This is a genomic window from Streptomyces sp. NPDC026394, from assembly GCF_055567735.1.
On sequence record NZ_JBVHPX010000008.1, the window covers coordinates 204,359 to 219,641 of the forward strand.

Sequence of the window (15,283 nt, forward strand, 5' to 3'; positions counted from 1 at the left end):
CGGGCTCCTCGCTCGGTCGGCGGACGGCGCCGGTTCCGCTGCGCCGCTTCCGCGATCATCCGTGACGGGCGGCCCTTCCCCCCAGGCTTTTTGCCGGTTCGGCAAAGAGGGCGGGTGCGGGGGGCGCCGCACCGGGTGTGCGGCGCCCCCCGTACCGCGCGGTCAGCGGTCCGAGGCGGCCGCCTCGGACTCCGTGGCCGCCCCCGCCAGGGACCGCAGCGCCGCCGGCAGCGTCCCGGTGTGCACCACGCCCAGCCGCTGTGTCGCCCTGGTGAGGGCGACGTACAGGTCACTGGTCCCGAACCCGGCCGGTTCGACCACGAGCACGGTGTCGAACTCCAGGCCCTTGGCCTGCCGGGGGTCGAGCAGGACGACCGGGCGGGTCAGGTCGAGGTCCGCGCCGGTGGACACGTCCGGCAGGGCGGCGGAGAGCGCGGCGGCCAGGGCCGGGTGGTGGGCCCGCGGGGCGATGACCGCGAGCCGGCCCTCCCCGGGGCCGCCTTCCGCCGTACCCCCGTCGCCGCCCTCCCCCGCTTCCGCCGGACGGGACCGGGAGCCGTCGGCCGTCTCCCGTACGACCGCGTCGGCGACCGCCCGCGGCAGGTCGTCGGCGGTGGTGGCGAGGGCCCAGGGCCGTACGCCGGTGGAGCGGATGGAACGCGGCGGCTCGAAGGAGGCGTCCGCGGCGCGGGGCACCTCGGCCGCGATGTCCATGATCTCGCTGGGGGTGCGGTAGTTGACGCCCAGCCGGACCAGTTCCCAGCGGTCGTCCACGTACGGGGCGAGGATCGACTCCCAGGCGCCGCAGCCGCCCGGTTCCGCGGTCTGGGCCGGGTCGCCGACCAGCGTCATGGAGCGGGTCGGGCAGCGGCGCATCAGCAGCCGCCACATCATCGCGGACAGTTCCTGCGCCTCGTCCACGATGATGTGGCCGAAGGCCCAGGTGCGGTCGGCCGCGGCCCGTTCCGCGGCGCTGCGGTGGTCGGCCTCCTCCTGCCGGTCCGCGAGCCGGTCCGCGTCGATGAGGTCGTGCGCGGCCAGCACCTCGGAGTCCTCGTCGTCCTTGTCCTCGAACTCCTGGGTGCGGGAGCCGTAGGAGAGGTCGAGCACGCCCTGCGCGTACTTGATGCGCTCCTGGCGTTCCGCCTCCTGGGCGGCGCGGGCCGCGGAGTCGTCCTCGCCGAGGAGTTCGGCGGCCTCGTCCAGCAGCGGGACGTCCGCGGGCGTCCAGACGTCCTCCTCCGGCCAGGGGCCGTGGTGGCCGTTGGACCGCCGGATGGCGTCCGCGTCGGCGTCCGGGAGGTGGACGGGGGCGGCGAGGAAGTCGGCGACCAGTTGCTGCGGGGTGAGTTCGGGCCACAGCTCCTGGATCGCGGCGTGCACGTCGGGGCTGGCCGCGACCGCCTTGCCGAGCTGGGCGACGTCGTCCGGGCCGAGGAGGTTGGGCCCGCCGTACGGGTCGGCGCCGATCCGGTCGGCAAGCTGAGCGGTGAGCGCGTCGATGACGTGGAAGGCGAAGTAGGGGCGGGCGAGGTTGTGCGGCAGCCGGGTGGTGCGCGCGTGTTCCCGGGCGGCGGCCGCGATGTCCGCGTCCAGCAGCAGTTCGCCGTCCTCGTGGTCGATGACGAGGGCGGGGTCGGGCAGGGCCTGCCGGTCGCGTACGAACCGCGCCAGCGCGTCCGCCATCGCCGCACTGCCCTTGACCTCGGCGGCGCGTGCGGTGTCGGTGCCGGTCGCGGTGACGCCGGGGAACAGTTCGGCGGGGGTGGCGAGCAGGACGCCCGTCTCGCCGAGCGAGGGCAGCACCTCCTCGATGTAGCCGAGGAAGGCCGGGTTGGGGCCGACGATCAGCACGGCGCGGCGGGCGAGCTGCTCGCGGTGCGCGTACAGCAGGTACGCGGCGCGGTGCAGGGCGACGGCGGTCTTGCCGGTGCCGGGGCCGCCTTCCACGACCATGACGCCGTGGTGCGGGGCGCGGATGATCCGGTCCTGTTCGGCCTGGATGGTCTGCACGATGTCGTGCATCCGGCCGGTGCGGGCGGCGTCGAGCGCGGCCAGCAGCACGGCGTCCGCGTCGGAGCCCTCGTGGCCGGTGCGTTCGGCGTCGGTGAGGTCCAGGATCTCGTCGTGCAGGGCGGTGACCTGCCGCCCCTGGGTGGTGATGTGGCGCCGGCGGCGCAGGCCCATGGGGGTGTGGCCGGTGGCGAGGTAGAAGGGGCGGGCGACGTCGGCCCGCCAGTCGACGACCATCGGCGTGCGGTCGGCGTCGTCGCGGCGGATGCCGATACGGCCGATGTGGTGGTCGGCGCCGTCACGGAACGCGAGGCGGCCGAAGCACAGGCCGTTCTCCCCCGCGTCGAGGGCGGCCAGCAGCCCGGACTGTTCGGCGACCGTCACATCGCGTTCCAGCCGTGCCTGGAAGTTGTTCCCCTCCAGCGGCAGCGCGCGCTGGACGGCGGACTCGGCCCCGGCCCGCAGTTCGGCGAGGCGCCCGTAGAGCAGATCGGTGAATTCCTGCTCCTGCCGCAATTCCTCGTTTGACAATTCAGCTCCGCTCCGATACCGTGTTCTCTAGTGGCTAGTCATGTATTGAAGAATTACCCAGACATGCAAACGCCCAATATACCCAGAGATTCACCCCGGCCGCCAATGCGGACCGGGTTTTTTTATGGGCGCGAAGGCCCACGTTCAGCCCCCACGGCACACAGCACCCTGAGCGCCCATCCGAAACTTGCAGAGGTTTCTCTGCAACCTCTGTGCAGAGAAACCTCTGCAACCTATGCTGCTGCCATGTCCGACCAGCCCCGACCCGCCCCGGAGCACAGCGCCGCCACCGGCCCCGCGCACGCCCGCCCCGCCCGCCGCCTGGACGCCCGCAGTCTGCGCGGGCTCGCCCACCCGCTGCGGATGCGCATCTTCGAACTGCTCACCCTCGACGGCCCGGCCACCTCCGCCCGGCTCTCCGAACGCCTCGGGGAGAACACCGGCACCATCAGCTGGCACCTGCGCCATCTCGCCGAACACGGCTTCATCGAGGAGGAGACCGGACGCGGCACCAAACGCGAGCGCTGGTGGAAACGGGTCGATGTCACCAACGATCTCCATACCGCCGACTTCCACGACGATCCCGATTCCCGGGGCGCTCTCTCCGTCTATCTGCATGAACTGGTGCAGCAGTACTTCAACCGCGTCACGGACTACGTCGCCGAGGAATGGGACCAGACCTGGCGGCAGGCGGGCACCGTCGCGGACTGGCACGACCTGCGGCTGTCCCCCGCGCAGCTCAAGGCACTGAACGCCGAACTGTTCGAGGTCGTCGCGCGCCACACCCCCGCGCCGGACGCCGAGGCCGCGCCGGACGCGCTCCCCGTCGTCGTACAGCTCCAGTCCTTCCCGCGCAGAGAGCGGGGCGACGCGTGAAGCGGAACACCGAGCGGCGCGGCAGCCTGCTGCGGCGCCACCGCGACTTCCGGCTGCTGTGGTGCGGCGAGACCGCCGGCAAGTTCGGCGCCTCGGTGACCGGAGTGGCGATGCCGCTGGTCGCCGTGTCCACCCTGCACGCCGGGGCCTTCGAGGTGGGGATGCTGAGCGCCGCCGCCTGGCTGCCCTGGCTGGTCATCGGTCTGCCGGTGGGCGCCTGGGTGGACCGGCTGCGGCGCCGGCCGGTCATGCTGACCGCCGCCGCGGTCTCGTGCGTCCTGTTCGCCAGTGTGCCGGTGGCCGCGTGGTGCGGGTGGCTGAGTACGGGCCTGCTGCTGGCCGTCGCCCTGCTGACGGGTACGGCGACGGTCTTCTTCCAGACCGCCTACACCGCCTACCTGCCCAGCATCCTGGCCCCCGACGACCAGGCCGAGGGCAACGCCAAGCTGCACGGCAGCGCGTCCGCCGCGCAGGTCGCCGGGCAGGGCTCCGGCGGTCTGATCACGCAGGCGGCGGGGGCGGTCAACGGGATGTTCGCCCAGGCCGCGACCTTCCTCGTCGCGCTGCTGTGCCTGTCGGGCATCCGGCACCGCGAGCCCCGCGCCGAGCGGACGGAACGGCGCCCCGGCGCACTCGTCGGCGAGGTCGGCGAAGGGCTGCGGCTGATCGCGGGCGATCCCTGGCTCCGTACGCTGACCCTGTTCGGCGCCGCCTCCAACCTGGCCCTGATGGGGTACCAGGCCGTCCTGGTGATCTTCCTCGTCCAGACCGTCGGCCTGTCCCCCGCGGTGGTCGGCGGTCTGGTCGCGGCGACCGGGGCCGGGGGCGTGGTGGGCGCCTTCCTCGCCCGCCGGGCCGCCGTACGGGTCGGGACGGCCCGCGCGACGCTGCTGTTCGAGTTCGGCCTGGCGCTGTTCGCGCTGCTGATCCCGCTGACCACGGACGGCGCCGGGGTGGTGTTCTTCATCGCGGGCGGCTGCTGCGTCTCGGCCGGGGTGGTGGCCGGGAACGTGATCAAGGCTGGCTTCCAACAGCGGTACTGCCCGCCGCAGTTGCTCGGCCGGGTCACCGCCGGTTCGACCTTCCTCGGTTACGGCACGATTCCGCTCGGCGCGCTGCTCGGCGGTGCGCTCGGCTCCGCGCTCGGGCTGCGCGCGGCCATCTGGATCACCACCGCGGGGATTCCGCTGGCCGCCGTGTTCCTGCTCTGCTCGCCGCTCCGGCGGGCCCGTGACCTGCCGACGTCCCGTCAGGAGCCGCAGGCCGAGGACGACGGGGGCGACGGGTCTCCGGCCGAGGGTGAGGGAGAGCCGGCGCTGCCCCGGTCGTGACGTACGGGGGCGGCGCGCCCGCCCCCGTATCACCCACGCCTCCGTATCGCGTGCGCCCCGTACCGAGTTGGTCCAGACCTATTGACGGCCTCCCTGGGTCACCCTACGGTTCGGGCAACGCACCGTGCAGTGCCTCCATCACCCCCCGCGCACCACCGGCACCACGCGTTCCTCCCCCGCGCTCCACCGCTCCCCCTCCTCAGTCCCCCCGGCCACGGCCGGAAAGGAGCACCCCATGTTCGGTCGGGCGTCCCGCCTGCTCGGCATCGGCCTGGCGACGGCCTGCGCCGTCCCACTGCTGACCGCCGCGGCGCCGAGCGCCGCACCACGGGAGACCACCTGTCCGATCAAGTCCAAGCCCGCGGGCAAGGTGCTCCAGGGCTACTGGGAGAACTGGGACGGCGCGGCCAACGGCGTCCACCCGCCGTTCGGCTGGACCCCGATCACCGACTCCCGTATCGGCGCGCACGGCTACAACGTGCTCAACGCCGCCTTCCCCGTCATCCGCTCGGACGGCACGGTCCTGTGGGAGGACGGCATGGACGCGACCGTGAAGGTCGCGACGCCCGCCGAGATGTGCGAGGCCAAGGCGGCGGGCCAGACGATCCTGATGTCCATCGGCGGCGCCGCGGCCGGCATCGACCTCAGCTCCGCCAAGGTCGCCGACCGGTTCGTGGAGACGGTGGTGCCGATCCTGAAGAAGTACAACTTCGACGGCATCGACATCGACATCGAGACCGGCCTCACCGGCAGCGGCACCATCAACACCCTCTCGGCCTCGCAGGCCAACCTGATCCGCATCATCGACGGCGTACTCGCCAGGATGCCCGCGAACTTCGGCCTGACGATGGCCCCGGAGACCGCGTACGTCACCGGCGGCAGCGTGACCTACGGCTCGATCTGGGGCGCGTACCTGCCCATCGTGAAGAAGTACGCGGACAACGGCCGCCTCTGGTGGCTCAACATGCAGTACTACAACGGGAGCATGTACGGCTGCTCCGGCGACGCGTACTCCGCCGGCACCGTCCAGGGCTTCACGAAGCAGACGGACTGCCTGAACAAGGGGCTCGTCATCCAGGGCACGACCATCAAGGTCCCCTACGACAAGCAGGTCCCCGGCCTGCCGGCGCAGCCGGGCGCGGGCGGCGGCTACATGTCGCCGGGGCTGGTCAGCCAGGCGTGGAACACCTATCGGGGCGGGCTCAAGGGCCTGATGACCTGGTCGCTGAACTGGGACGGCTCGAAGGCGTGGTCGTTCGGCAACAACGTCAAGGCGCTACAGGGACGCTGATCCCCGCAGCGCGCCGGGCGGACGGTACGCGGGCGGGCCCGGTCACCGGACCGGGCCCGCCCGCGTACCCGCTCAGCTCCCGCTCCCCTGGGACGCTCAGCTCTCGCCCTCCTGGGAGGGGTGCAGGCCCAGCATCTCCAGGAGCATCTTCAGCTCGTCGGCGTCACGGGCCTGACCCGCCAGGGTCAGCCGGGCCTGCCGCCGTACGGTGTCCGCCTCGGCGTCCTCGGAGGCGGCCGGGTCGGTCTGGTTCTCGCTGCGGTGGTCTTCCTTAATCATCCCCGCCATTGTCCCATCACCCGCGAGGTCGCCGGCGCCCCGGGGGCCGGTCCGGGTCCGGCCCGGCCCCCGCGCGGAGGACCAGGACCCGCGCAGGCGAATTCTGAACGCGTCTTCAGAATTTCCCGAACCCGCCGCCAGGCGAATCCTGAACGCCTCCTCAGAAATTACGGATTCCTTTCCCCGAACCTTCCCCAGGGCCGTCGGTCACCGATTTCCTGAAGAGGCTTTCAGCTTTCCGGAAATCTCGCGCAAGTTTTTGACCATGCCGCGCATTGCGTGCCATCATTCTTTTCGGCGCCGACCGTTCGAGGCCGTGACGCCCCGTGCCCAAGAATTCGAGGAGGTGGTCGTTGTGCAGTACGGCGATCCTCCCAGTCCCGCTGGCCGCCCTCCCCGCTGACCGGGCCGTACGGCCCGCGGCGTCCGTCTGCCGGGCAGCGCGCCCGCCCCGCGGCGACCCGCTTCGCCGCCGCGCCGGCCTGCCCGCACGAATTCTCTCGGGTACCTCCATGACGAAACTCCGCCAGTTCCCGTCCGGCGGCGCGATGCGCGCTGCCCGAATGCGCCCCGTGGATCTCTTCATCATCTGCGGCGTCGTCGCGCTCTTTTACCTCGTGGCCCGGGTCGGGGCCACCACCGACCAGCCTTTCCGCCCCGGAAATCCGCCGGCCGTCTCCACCGACCCCGGAAATCTGCCGTACTACGCGGCGCGTTCCGTCCTGCGGATGTTCGCCGGACTGGTGCCCGCGGTGCTCTTCACCTTCGTGTTCGGCACCTGGGCCGCGCGGTCCCGGCGGGCCGCCAAGGTGATCGTCCCGGCGATCGACATCCTGCAGTCCGTACCGGTCCTGACCTTCCTCAGCATCACCGTCACCGGCTTCGTCGCCCTGTTCCCGCACTCCACACTGGGCCTGGAGTGCGCCTCGGTCTTCGCCGTCTTCACCGCGCTGGTGTGGAACATGGCACTGGCCTTCTACCAGTCGCTCGCCACCCAGCCCCGGGAGCTGGACGAGGCGGCCCGGCTGATGGGGCTCATCCGCTGGCAGCGGTTCTGGAAGCTGGACGTGCCCAGCGGCATGATCTCCCAGGTCTGGAACGGCATGATCAGTTTCGGTGCCGCCTGGTTCGCGCTCAGCGCCTCCGAGACGATCAGCGTCAACCACCGTGACAACGCCCTGCCGGGCATCGGCTCGTACGTGGCCCAGGCCCTGGACGACGGCGAAGGCACCCGGGTCGCGCTGGCCGTCGTCGTGATGATCGTGACGGTGGTGTCGGTCAACTTCTTCTTCTGGCGGCCGCTGACGGCCTGGGCCGAGCGGTTCCGCACCGAGGAGTGCGAGATCGCCGAGCAGCCGCGCAGTTGGTTCCTGGAACTGCTGCGCCGCTCCACCCTGCCCGGTCACCTGGCGCGTGCCCTGCGCCCGGCCGGTGAGCGGCTGGACCGTGCCATGCGGGTGCTGGGCACCGGCCGCGGACGGCTGCGGCACGACGCCGCGCGCCGCAGGGCGGCCGACATCGCCTTCACCGTGCTCTACACCGCGGCCGTCGCGGCCATCGTCTGGAAGGCCTTCTCCTACGTCCTGGCGCACGTGCCGCTGCCGGAGATCGGCCACGACGCGCTGCTGGCGCTGGTCACCTACGGCCGGGTGCTGCTGCTGGTCGCCTTCTCGACCGTGGTGTGGGTGCCCGTCGGTGCCTGGATCGGGATGAATCCCAAGGTCAACCGGATCGCCCAGCCGGTCGTGCAGGTCCTGGCCTCCTTCCCGACCAACTTCGTCTTCCCGCTCGCGGTGGTGGTGCTCGGCGCCTCCGGCATCTCGCTGAACTGGGGCTGCATCGTGCTGATGGCGCTGGGCGCCCAGTGGTACGTGCTGTTCAACGTCATCGCGGGGGCCGGCGCCATCCCCGGCGACCTGCGCGAGGCCGCCGCCGACCTGGGGCTGCGCGGGTGGCTGCGCTGGCGGAAGCTGATCCTGCCGGCCGTCTTCCCCTCCTACGTCACCGGGGCGCTGACCGCGTCGGGCGGTGCCTGGAACGCCTCGATCCAGGCGGAGACCGTCAGTTACGGCACCACCACGCTCACCGCGTTCGGCATCGGCGCGTACATCCAGCAGGCCACCACCGACGGCGACTTCGCCCGCAACTTCCTCGGCGCCGTCCTGATGAGCGTCTACGTCGTCGTCATCAACCGGCTGTTCTGGCGGCGGCTGTACCGCTTCGCGATGAAGCGCTGCGCGCTGTAGCGGTGCGCGCGGCCCGGCCGCACCCGGCCAACGGCCCCGCCCGGCCCCGCCCCGCCGTCGGCCACCTCCCCACTTCACCACTTCACCACCTCGGAGCCTCACCATGAACACCTCCGTCATCAGCGTCCGCAACCTCCGCAAGACCTTCCCCGGCCCCTCCGGCGGTGTCCTGCCGGTCCTCGACGACGTGACCTTCGACCTGTACGAGGGCGAGGTCATCGCCCTGCTCGGCAAGTCCGGCTCGGGCAAGTCGACGCTGCTGCGCCACGTCGCCGGACTGCTCGCGCCCTCCGGCGGCACCGTCCACTACCGCGAGAAGCCGGTCACCGGCCCGAACCCCGGCACGGCGATGCTGTTCCAGTCCTTCGCCCTGATGCCGTGGCTGACGGTGCAGCAGAACGTCGAACTCGGCCTCCAGGCCCGGGGCGTGCACGCCGTCGAACGGCGGGGCCGGGCGCTGCGCGCCATCGACATGGTCGGCCTGGACGGTTTCGAGAACGCCTACCCCAAGGAGCTGTCCGGCGGGATGCGGCAGCGGGTCGGCTTCGCCCGTGCCCTGGTCGTCGAGCCGGACGTGCTGCTGATGGACGAGCCGTTCTCGGCCCTGGACGTGCTGACCGCGCAGACCCTGCGCAACGAGCTGCTGGACCTGCTCGCCCACCCCGACTCCCCCACCCGCACCGCCCTGCTGGTCACCCACTCCATCGAGGAGGCCGTCCAGCTCGCCGACCGGATCCTGGTGCTCGACACCGCCCCGGGCCGCGTCAAGGCCGAGCTGCGCGTCGCCCTGCCGCGCCCGCGCGACCGCCGCGACCCGGGCTTCGAGGCCCTGGTCGAGGACGCGTACGAAGCGCTGACCGGCCGGCGCACCGCGGCCGCGCCCGACGACGCGGTCGCCCAGGACCCGCTGCGGGCCGCCGGGCCGCTGCCGGACGCCTCCGTGGAGGCCCTGACCGGTCTGCTGGAGTTCCTGGACACCCGCGGCGGTTCGATGGACCTGGCGGCGCTGGCCGACGCGCTGTCGTACGAGGTCGACGACCTGATGCCGCTGGTCGAAGCGGCCCAGTTGCTCGGCTACGCCAAGGTCACCGCCAACCGGCTGCACCTCACGGTGACCGGCCGCGGCTTCGCGCGCGCCGACATCCTCCCGCGCAAGCACCTGTTCGCGGCCGCCGCACTCGCCAACGTCCCGCTCGTCGCCACCATCCGCACGCTCCTGCTGGCCTCGGCGAGCGGTCGGCTGCGCGAGCCGTACCTGGTCGGCCGGCTCTGCGGCCACGTCCCCGAGCACGCCGCGCGCCGGCAGCTCGCCACGGCGGTCACCTGGGGCCGCTACGCCGAGCTGTACGAGTACGACGCCGACGACCGCGTCCTGCTGCTGCCCGCCGAGCACCGCCCCGCGAACGCCGCCTAGCCCCACGGACGCCCAGGACGCCAGGCGGTGGCATCCCGGGCCGACGGGAGCCGTCATCCGCGAGTGGCTCCGGCCCGTACCCGAGGAGAAGCACCATGCACCAGCGCCAGCGCAAGACCGCACCCGGCTCGTCCGCGAACCGCACCGGCGTGGCGGAGGGCATCCGCGTCCTGCTCGCCGTGGCCGTCCTCCCGGCGGTGGTGGTGGCCGCCGTCGCCCTGTCGCCGCCGGCCGCCACCCGGCTCATCTGCGCGGGGCTCCTGGGGGCCGGCTGCACCGCGGTCGGGTTCGCCGTCGCGGGCTGGCGCTGCCTCTCACGCCGTACGGACGGGCGGCGTCGGTGAACCGGCGGCGGGGGCCGGCCCGGGGCGCTGCCGGTGCCCGGCGGCGGCCCGGACTCCGGACGGCCGTACCGGCCCTGCTCCTCGCCGCCCTGCTGGCCTTCCCCGGCCTGCTGCCCAACACGCCGGGCCATCTGGGCAGCCTGGTCGAGACCGCGCTGCCCTGGTTCGGCGCCGCGGTCCCGGTCCTGCTCGGGTGGGCGGCGCTGCGCCGCTCCGTGGTGGGGGTGGCCGCGGCGCTGGTGCCCGCGGTCGTGTGGGCCTGTCAGTTCCTGCCGGGTTACCTTCCGGGAGGGGACGGCGCGCGGGCCGACTTCCACGTCCTGACGTACAACGTCGGCGGCGACCGCACCTCCCCCGCCGACGTCGCCCGGCAGGTGACCGGCACGGGCGCCGACGTGGTCGCGCTGGAGAAGGTCCCGGCAGCCGCCCTGCCCGCGTACGAGAAGGCGCTCGGCGCGGCCTACCCCCACCACACCACCGCGAACACCCTGGGCCTGTGGTCGCGTCACCCGGTGCGTGAGGTGACGGCCCTGGACCTGGGCGGCGCCTGGCCGCACGCGATACGGGCCCTGGTCCGTACCCCCGGAGGCGACACCGCCTTCTACGCCGTGCGCCTGCCGTCCGTACGCGTCCGCGCCGACGCGGGCTTCACCACAGGGGCACGCGATCGCAGCGCGGCCGAGCTGGCGTCCCGGATCGGCGCGGACCGGGCCGCGCGCGTGGTGCTGCTGGGCGATCTGAACGGCAGTCTGCGCGACCGGGGCCTGGCGCCGCTGGCCCGGCAGCTCGCCTCCGCCCAGCGCGCCGCCGGGCGGGGCCCGGGCTTCACCTGGCCCGCGGCGTTCCCGCTCGTCCGCATCGACCACGTACTGGTCCGCGGGCTGCGCACCACCGGGGCCACCGTGCTCCCCGACCGCCTCGGCAGCGACCACCGGCCGGTGCTGGTGGGGCTGCGCGGGTGAGCGCCGGGTTTGTCCGGGCGGGCCACCGGACACCCAGTGTGCGTACGTTCGAAGCGATCTCCAGGAGGCGTCCATGACAGCGCAGATCGACGACGGGCTGTGGGACGAGTTCCACAAGGCCGTCAACATGACCTCACGTGAGCTGCGGGAATGGCTGAGCGTCGAGTCCGCGGGCGAGAACAGCGAGGAGGTTCCCGACCGGGCCGGGCGACCCCTGGGACGGCAGGTGCTGGAGATCCTGGGCAAGCGCCGCACCGACCTCACCGGCAGCGACGCCGAGGCGATGCGCCGCGTCGTGGAGATCGTCGGCAGCCAGCACCCGGAGGGCACGGACCCGAAGGCCGGCGGCGCGGACTGGCGTCATGGCCTGATGGACATCGGCCACGACCCGCTGAAGGAGTGAGCACCGGGCCGCCCCGGCTGCACGGCGGCCCCGTACCGGGCGCTTGTCCCGTACCGGGCGGCCCGTACGGCTCAGCCCCGTAGCGCCCTGGTGCGCAGCGCCAGCAGCGCCTCGAAGCGGAACCCTGGGTCGGCGAGCCGGCCGTCGAAGAGCGCGTCCAGGTGCCGCAGGCGTTTGCGGGCCGTCTGCGGGTGGATGCCGAGGGCCCGGGCGACCTCGGGGGCGGTACGGCCCCAGGACATCAGGAGCGCTTCGAGCGTCTCCGCCAGCCGTGCCGCCCGGCCCGCGGGCAGCCCGTCGAGGACGCCCAGTGCGCGGTCCCCCAGCAGGCGCCCGATGTGCGCGCCGCCGAGCAGATGGACGTCGGCCAGCCGGTCGCCGACGGTCAGGAACGCGCCGTCCGGCGCGCCCGTGTCCCGGTGGTGGTTGAGCGCGAGCCGTACGCAGACGAGGGACAGCCAGGCGTCGCGCGGCGCGACGGCCGGTCCGAGCGCCGCGGTACGGCCGCGGACCGCGGCGCGTACGTCCGCGGTCCCGGCGGGGCCGCCGCCGGTCGGCTCCGGAAGGACCGCGACGAGATCGGCGCCGCGCGGCAGCACCAGCGCGTCCGGCCACGGCACGGTGCGGCGGCTGCCCGCCGCACCGCGTACGACGAGGCAGGCGACCTCGGCGGGCAGTGGCCAGCGGGCCCGCGCCGCGAGGGGTTCGAGCGGTTCGCGGGCCGCGCCGTGCGGCTGTTCCAGCAGCGCCTGCGCCAAGGACCGCCGACTGCGCTGCACCTCGTCCTCCGCGTGGGCCTGGGCGGCGACGAAGCCCCTGACCGCCTCGTTGGACAGGGCGTTGATGTGGGTCAGTACGGCTTCGTGCAGCGGCAGGACGATCTCGGTGGGCAGCGAGGCCGTACGGGCGATCTCGGCGTAACGGCGTCCGCCGACCCGCGCGCCGACCCGGAAGGCGGCCTGGAGCCCGTCCGTGGTGCGCCCGTTGAGGAACTCCACGCGGCCCAGGTGGCGGAAGTGCCGTACGTGGTGGCCCTGTGGACTCTCCGGGGCCTCCGTCAGTTCCGCGAACTGGCGCATCGCGCGGCACACCGAAGCGACCAGGTCCCGGCCCACGGAGGAGTCGAGCGGGCGCCGGTAGGCGGGCACTTCCCGGCGGATGGCCTCGACCATCCCGGAGGCGATGGCGTCGATCCGGGGGCGCAGCAACGCGCCGAACACCGTGGGCAGTTCGTGCCAGGGGCCGCGCGCGAACGTGTCACCCGGCGTTGTGTGCATCGCGGGTCTCCTCCGGACCGTGGACGGCGGGACGCGCATGTCCCCGGGCCGGGATCGTGCCCTCTCCCGGCCCCGCCGGTCCAGCCTTGTGCGGGCGGTCGCACGAGCCGTCCCGCCTCCGGGCCGCTGTACGGAGGCTGCGGCGGCTGACCCGGTGGTGTACGGAAGTGTCACGCGGATGACACCTTTCCCCTCTCCTCACCGCTTTCCCTGGTGCCACGGGCCGTACGGCGCGAACGTGGTCCCGACATGACGCGCCGGTAGCTTCCCGGACGCCGCACGCACCACGCGGCCCCGGTACGCCGGTCCGGCGCCGTGGTGTCCGCCCTTGTGGCGCCCGTACCGAACCACGGCATGAGGAGAACAACTGATGCGCAGCAACGGGACCATGCGCGCAAGACACCGGAGACGTCCGATCGCCCCGCTGACCGGGCTCGCGGTGGCGGTCGGCCTGGTACTGGCCGGAGCCACCGCGGCACCCGCGACAGCCGCGGCACGCACGACGGCCTCGGCACCCACGACGGCCTCCGCGCCCGCTACGACCACCTCGGGCACGTCCACCGCCGCCGACCCCGTCGGCCCGCCGCAGGGCAACTTCCTGTCCGCCTTCCTCTACTCCACGACCCGGCCCACCGCCCTCCCCACCGGCGCCAACGACTGGACGTGCGAGCCGGGCCGCGCGCACCCCCGTCCGGTCGTCCTCGTCCACGGCACCTTCGAGAACCGGTACGCCAATTGGGCCGCTCTCTCCCCCAAGCTCAAGGACGACGGGTACTGCGTCTTCGCCCTCAACTACGGCGGGACCGAGGGCCCGGTCCTGGGCACCGGCGACATCGCCGCCTCGGCCCGACAGCTCGCCGCGTTCGTCGACCGGGTGCGGGCGGCGACCGGCGCGGACAAGGTCGACATCGTCGGGCACTCGCAGGGCGGCATGCTGCCGCGGCACTACATCAAGAACCTGGGCGGGGCGGCGAAGGTCGGCCGCCTGGTGGCCCTCGTCCCGTCCAACCACGGCACCTCGCTCCTCGGCCTGGGCCTGCTGGCCCGGCTGATACCCGGCGCGGACGTCGTCGTCGGCGCGGCCTGTCCCGCCTGCGAGCAGCAGATCGTCGGCTCGCGCTTCCTGAAGGAGCTGAACGCGGGCGGCGAGACCGATCCGGACGTCGACTACACCGTGATCGCCACCTGGTACGACGAGGTCGTGACCCCGTACACCTCGGCGTTCCTGGCACCGGCCCGCAACGTCAGCAACCAGACGATCCAGAGCCACTGCCTTCTCAACACCACCGCCCACATCAACATCACCTACGACCGGACGGCGACCCGCCTCGTCCAGAACGCCCTCGACCCGGCCCACGCCCAGCGCCCCACCTGCTGAGCCGGTACGGCCCCGGTGGCCGGGCGGGCCACCGGCCCCGCCCGGCCGCCGGGGCTCCTGGGGCCGGGCGGGCCGGTGGTCAACGCGGGCCGCGAAGGCTGGCAGTATCGAGGGATGGCAGAACAGATCACAGCCGCGTGCGACGGGGCGTCGAAAGGGAACCCCGGGCCCGCGGCCTGGGCATGGGTCGTCGGGGACGGCGCGGGGACGGTGGAGCGCTGGGCGGCCGGCCCGCTGGGCACCGCGACCAACAACGTGGCGGAACTGACCGCGCTGCGGGAGCTGTTGGCGGCCACCGACCCCGCCGTGCCGCTCCAGGTGCGGATGGACTCGCAGTACGCGATGAAGGCGGTCACCACCTGGCTGCCGGGCTGGCGCAAGAAGGGCTGGAAGACCGCGGCGGGCAAGCCGGTGGCCAACCGTGACCTGATCGTCGGCATCGACGAGCTGCTCACCGGGCGGACGGTGGAGTTCGTCTACGTACCGGCCCACCAGGTCGACGGCGACCCGCTGAACGCGGCGGCGGACGGCGCCGCCAGCGAGACCGCGCGCACCCAGCAGGCCATCGGCAGCGCCCTGGGCTCCGCGCTCCCCGCGCCGGAACCGGCCGGCGCGGCGTCCGGCGGGCGGCCCCGGCAGTCGTCGGCCGCCCGCGTCCCGTCCGCGCGGGCCGGCAAGGGCGCGCGGCCGCGGGGCGGTTCCGTCACGGCGCGGTTCCCCGGCCAGTGCCGGTGCGGACAGTCGTACGGCAAGGGCGAGACGATCGCGAAGAACCCGGACGGGTGGGGTCACCCCGCGTGCGCCGGAGCGGCCGGATAGCACCGTACGCAGCCGCCCCGCGGGCCACCCGCGGGGCGGCTGCGCATCCGTGACTCTCGCATACGTACGGGAGAATGTGGTGCCGCTCGGCGGATCGCATGGCCACCGCCCCCGCCGCG

13 protein-coding genes are annotated in these 15,283 nt (G+C 73.3%); 10 read left to right on the forward strand and 3 right to left on the reverse strand.

What is annotated here, in order from left to right:
• Positions 1-162 precede the first annotated feature (162 nt).
• Complete coding sequence (locus tag ACZ4QV_RS20900) at positions 163-2,529, reverse strand: HelD family protein (RefSeq protein WP_361588826.1); 2,367 nt, start codon at positions 2,527-2,529, stop codon at positions 163-165.
• A 261-nt stretch (positions 2,530-2,790) separates the two neighbouring features.
• On the opposite strand from ACZ4QV_RS20900, the gene ACZ4QV_RS20905 reads away from it, so the two are divergent.
• The 3 genes from ACZ4QV_RS20905 to ACZ4QV_RS20915 all read left to right on the forward strand — a co-directional run bounded on the left by ACZ4QV_RS20905 (position 2,791) and on the right by ACZ4QV_RS20915 (position 6,042).
• Complete coding sequence (locus ACZ4QV_RS20905; RefSeq protein ID WP_361588770.1) at positions 2,791-3,420, forward strand: ArsR/SmtB family transcription factor; 630 nt, start codon at positions 2,791-2,793, stop codon at positions 3,418-3,420.
• A complete protein-coding gene (locus tag ACZ4QV_RS20910) occupies positions 3,417-4,751 on the forward strand; it encodes an MFS transporter (RefSeq protein WP_361588772.1) in 1,335 nt (444 codons plus the stop codon). Before ACZ4QV_RS20905 ends, ACZ4QV_RS20910 begins: the two co-directional genes overlap by 4 nt.
• A 235-nt stretch (positions 4,752-4,986) precedes the next feature.
• Positions 4,987-6,042: a chitinase gene (locus tag ACZ4QV_RS20915; protein ID WP_361588774.1), complete on the forward strand. Its 1,056-nt coding sequence runs from the start codon at positions 4,987-4,989 to the stop codon at positions 6,040-6,042.
• Between the two features lie 96 nt (positions 6,043-6,138).
• Here the strand turns inward: ACZ4QV_RS20915 and ACZ4QV_RS20920 are convergent, their stop codons facing one another.
• Complete coding sequence (locus ACZ4QV_RS20920) at positions 6,139-6,321, reverse strand: hypothetical protein (protein WP_361150518.1); 183 nt, start codon at positions 6,319-6,321, stop codon at positions 6,139-6,141.
• Between the two features lie 512 nt (positions 6,322-6,833).
• Here ACZ4QV_RS20920 and ACZ4QV_RS20925 point away from each other — a divergent pair.
• From ACZ4QV_RS20925 to ACZ4QV_RS20945, 5 genes are all read left to right on the forward strand, one after another.
• A complete protein-coding gene (locus tag ACZ4QV_RS20925) occupies positions 6,834-8,567 on the forward strand; it encodes an ABC transporter permease (protein ID WP_467763228.1) in 1,734 nt (577 codons plus the stop codon).
• A 103-nt stretch (positions 8,568-8,670) separates the two neighbouring features.
• Positions 8,671-9,981 carry an ABC transporter ATP-binding protein gene (locus tag ACZ4QV_RS20930; protein ID WP_361150513.1) on the forward strand — a complete coding sequence of 437 codons (1,311 nt, stop codon included), beginning with the start codon at positions 8,671-8,673 and terminating at the stop codon, positions 9,979-9,981.
• A gap of 95 nt (positions 9,982-10,076) precedes the next feature.
• A complete protein-coding gene (locus ACZ4QV_RS20935) occupies positions 10,077-10,325 on the forward strand; it encodes a hypothetical protein (RefSeq protein WP_361150511.1) in 249 nt (82 codons plus the stop codon).
• On the forward strand, positions 10,322-11,287 hold the full coding sequence (locus tag ACZ4QV_RS20940; protein ID WP_361150509.1) for an endonuclease/exonuclease/phosphatase family protein: 966 nt from the start codon (positions 10,322-10,324) through the stop codon (positions 11,285-11,287). The genes ACZ4QV_RS20935 and ACZ4QV_RS20940 overlap by 4 nt, the downstream gene beginning before the upstream one ends.
• Before the next feature lie 73 nt (positions 11,288-11,360).
• The gene (locus ACZ4QV_RS20945) at positions 11,361-11,690 is read left to right on the forward strand and encodes a DUF3140 domain-containing protein (protein WP_361150507.1); all 330 of its coding nucleotides are present in this window, start codon (positions 11,361-11,363) and stop codon (positions 11,688-11,690) included.
• Positions 11,691-11,761: 71 nt separating this feature from the next.
• On the opposite strand, the gene ACZ4QV_RS20950 is transcribed toward ACZ4QV_RS20945, so the two are convergent.
• On the reverse strand, positions 11,762-12,967 hold the full coding sequence (locus ACZ4QV_RS20950; protein WP_361150504.1) for a PucR-like N-terminal domain-containing protein: 1,206 nt from the start codon (positions 12,965-12,967) through the stop codon (positions 11,762-11,764).
• Between the two features lie 370 nt (positions 12,968-13,337).
• Between ACZ4QV_RS20950 and ACZ4QV_RS20955 the strand changes: the two genes are divergently transcribed.
• Together ACZ4QV_RS20955 and ACZ4QV_RS20960 are read left to right on the forward strand one after the other, a co-directional pair.
• A complete protein-coding gene (locus ACZ4QV_RS20955) occupies positions 13,338-14,345 on the forward strand; it encodes an esterase/lipase family protein (RefSeq protein WP_361616545.1) in 1,008 nt (335 codons plus the stop codon).
• A 114-nt stretch (positions 14,346-14,459) separates the two neighbouring features.
• Positions 14,460-15,164 (forward strand): ribonuclease H family protein, encoded by a 705-nt coding sequence (locus tag ACZ4QV_RS20960; protein WP_467763229.1) that lies wholly within the window; start codon positions 14,460-14,462, stop codon positions 15,162-15,164.
• Positions 15,165-15,283: the final 119 nt, after the last annotated feature.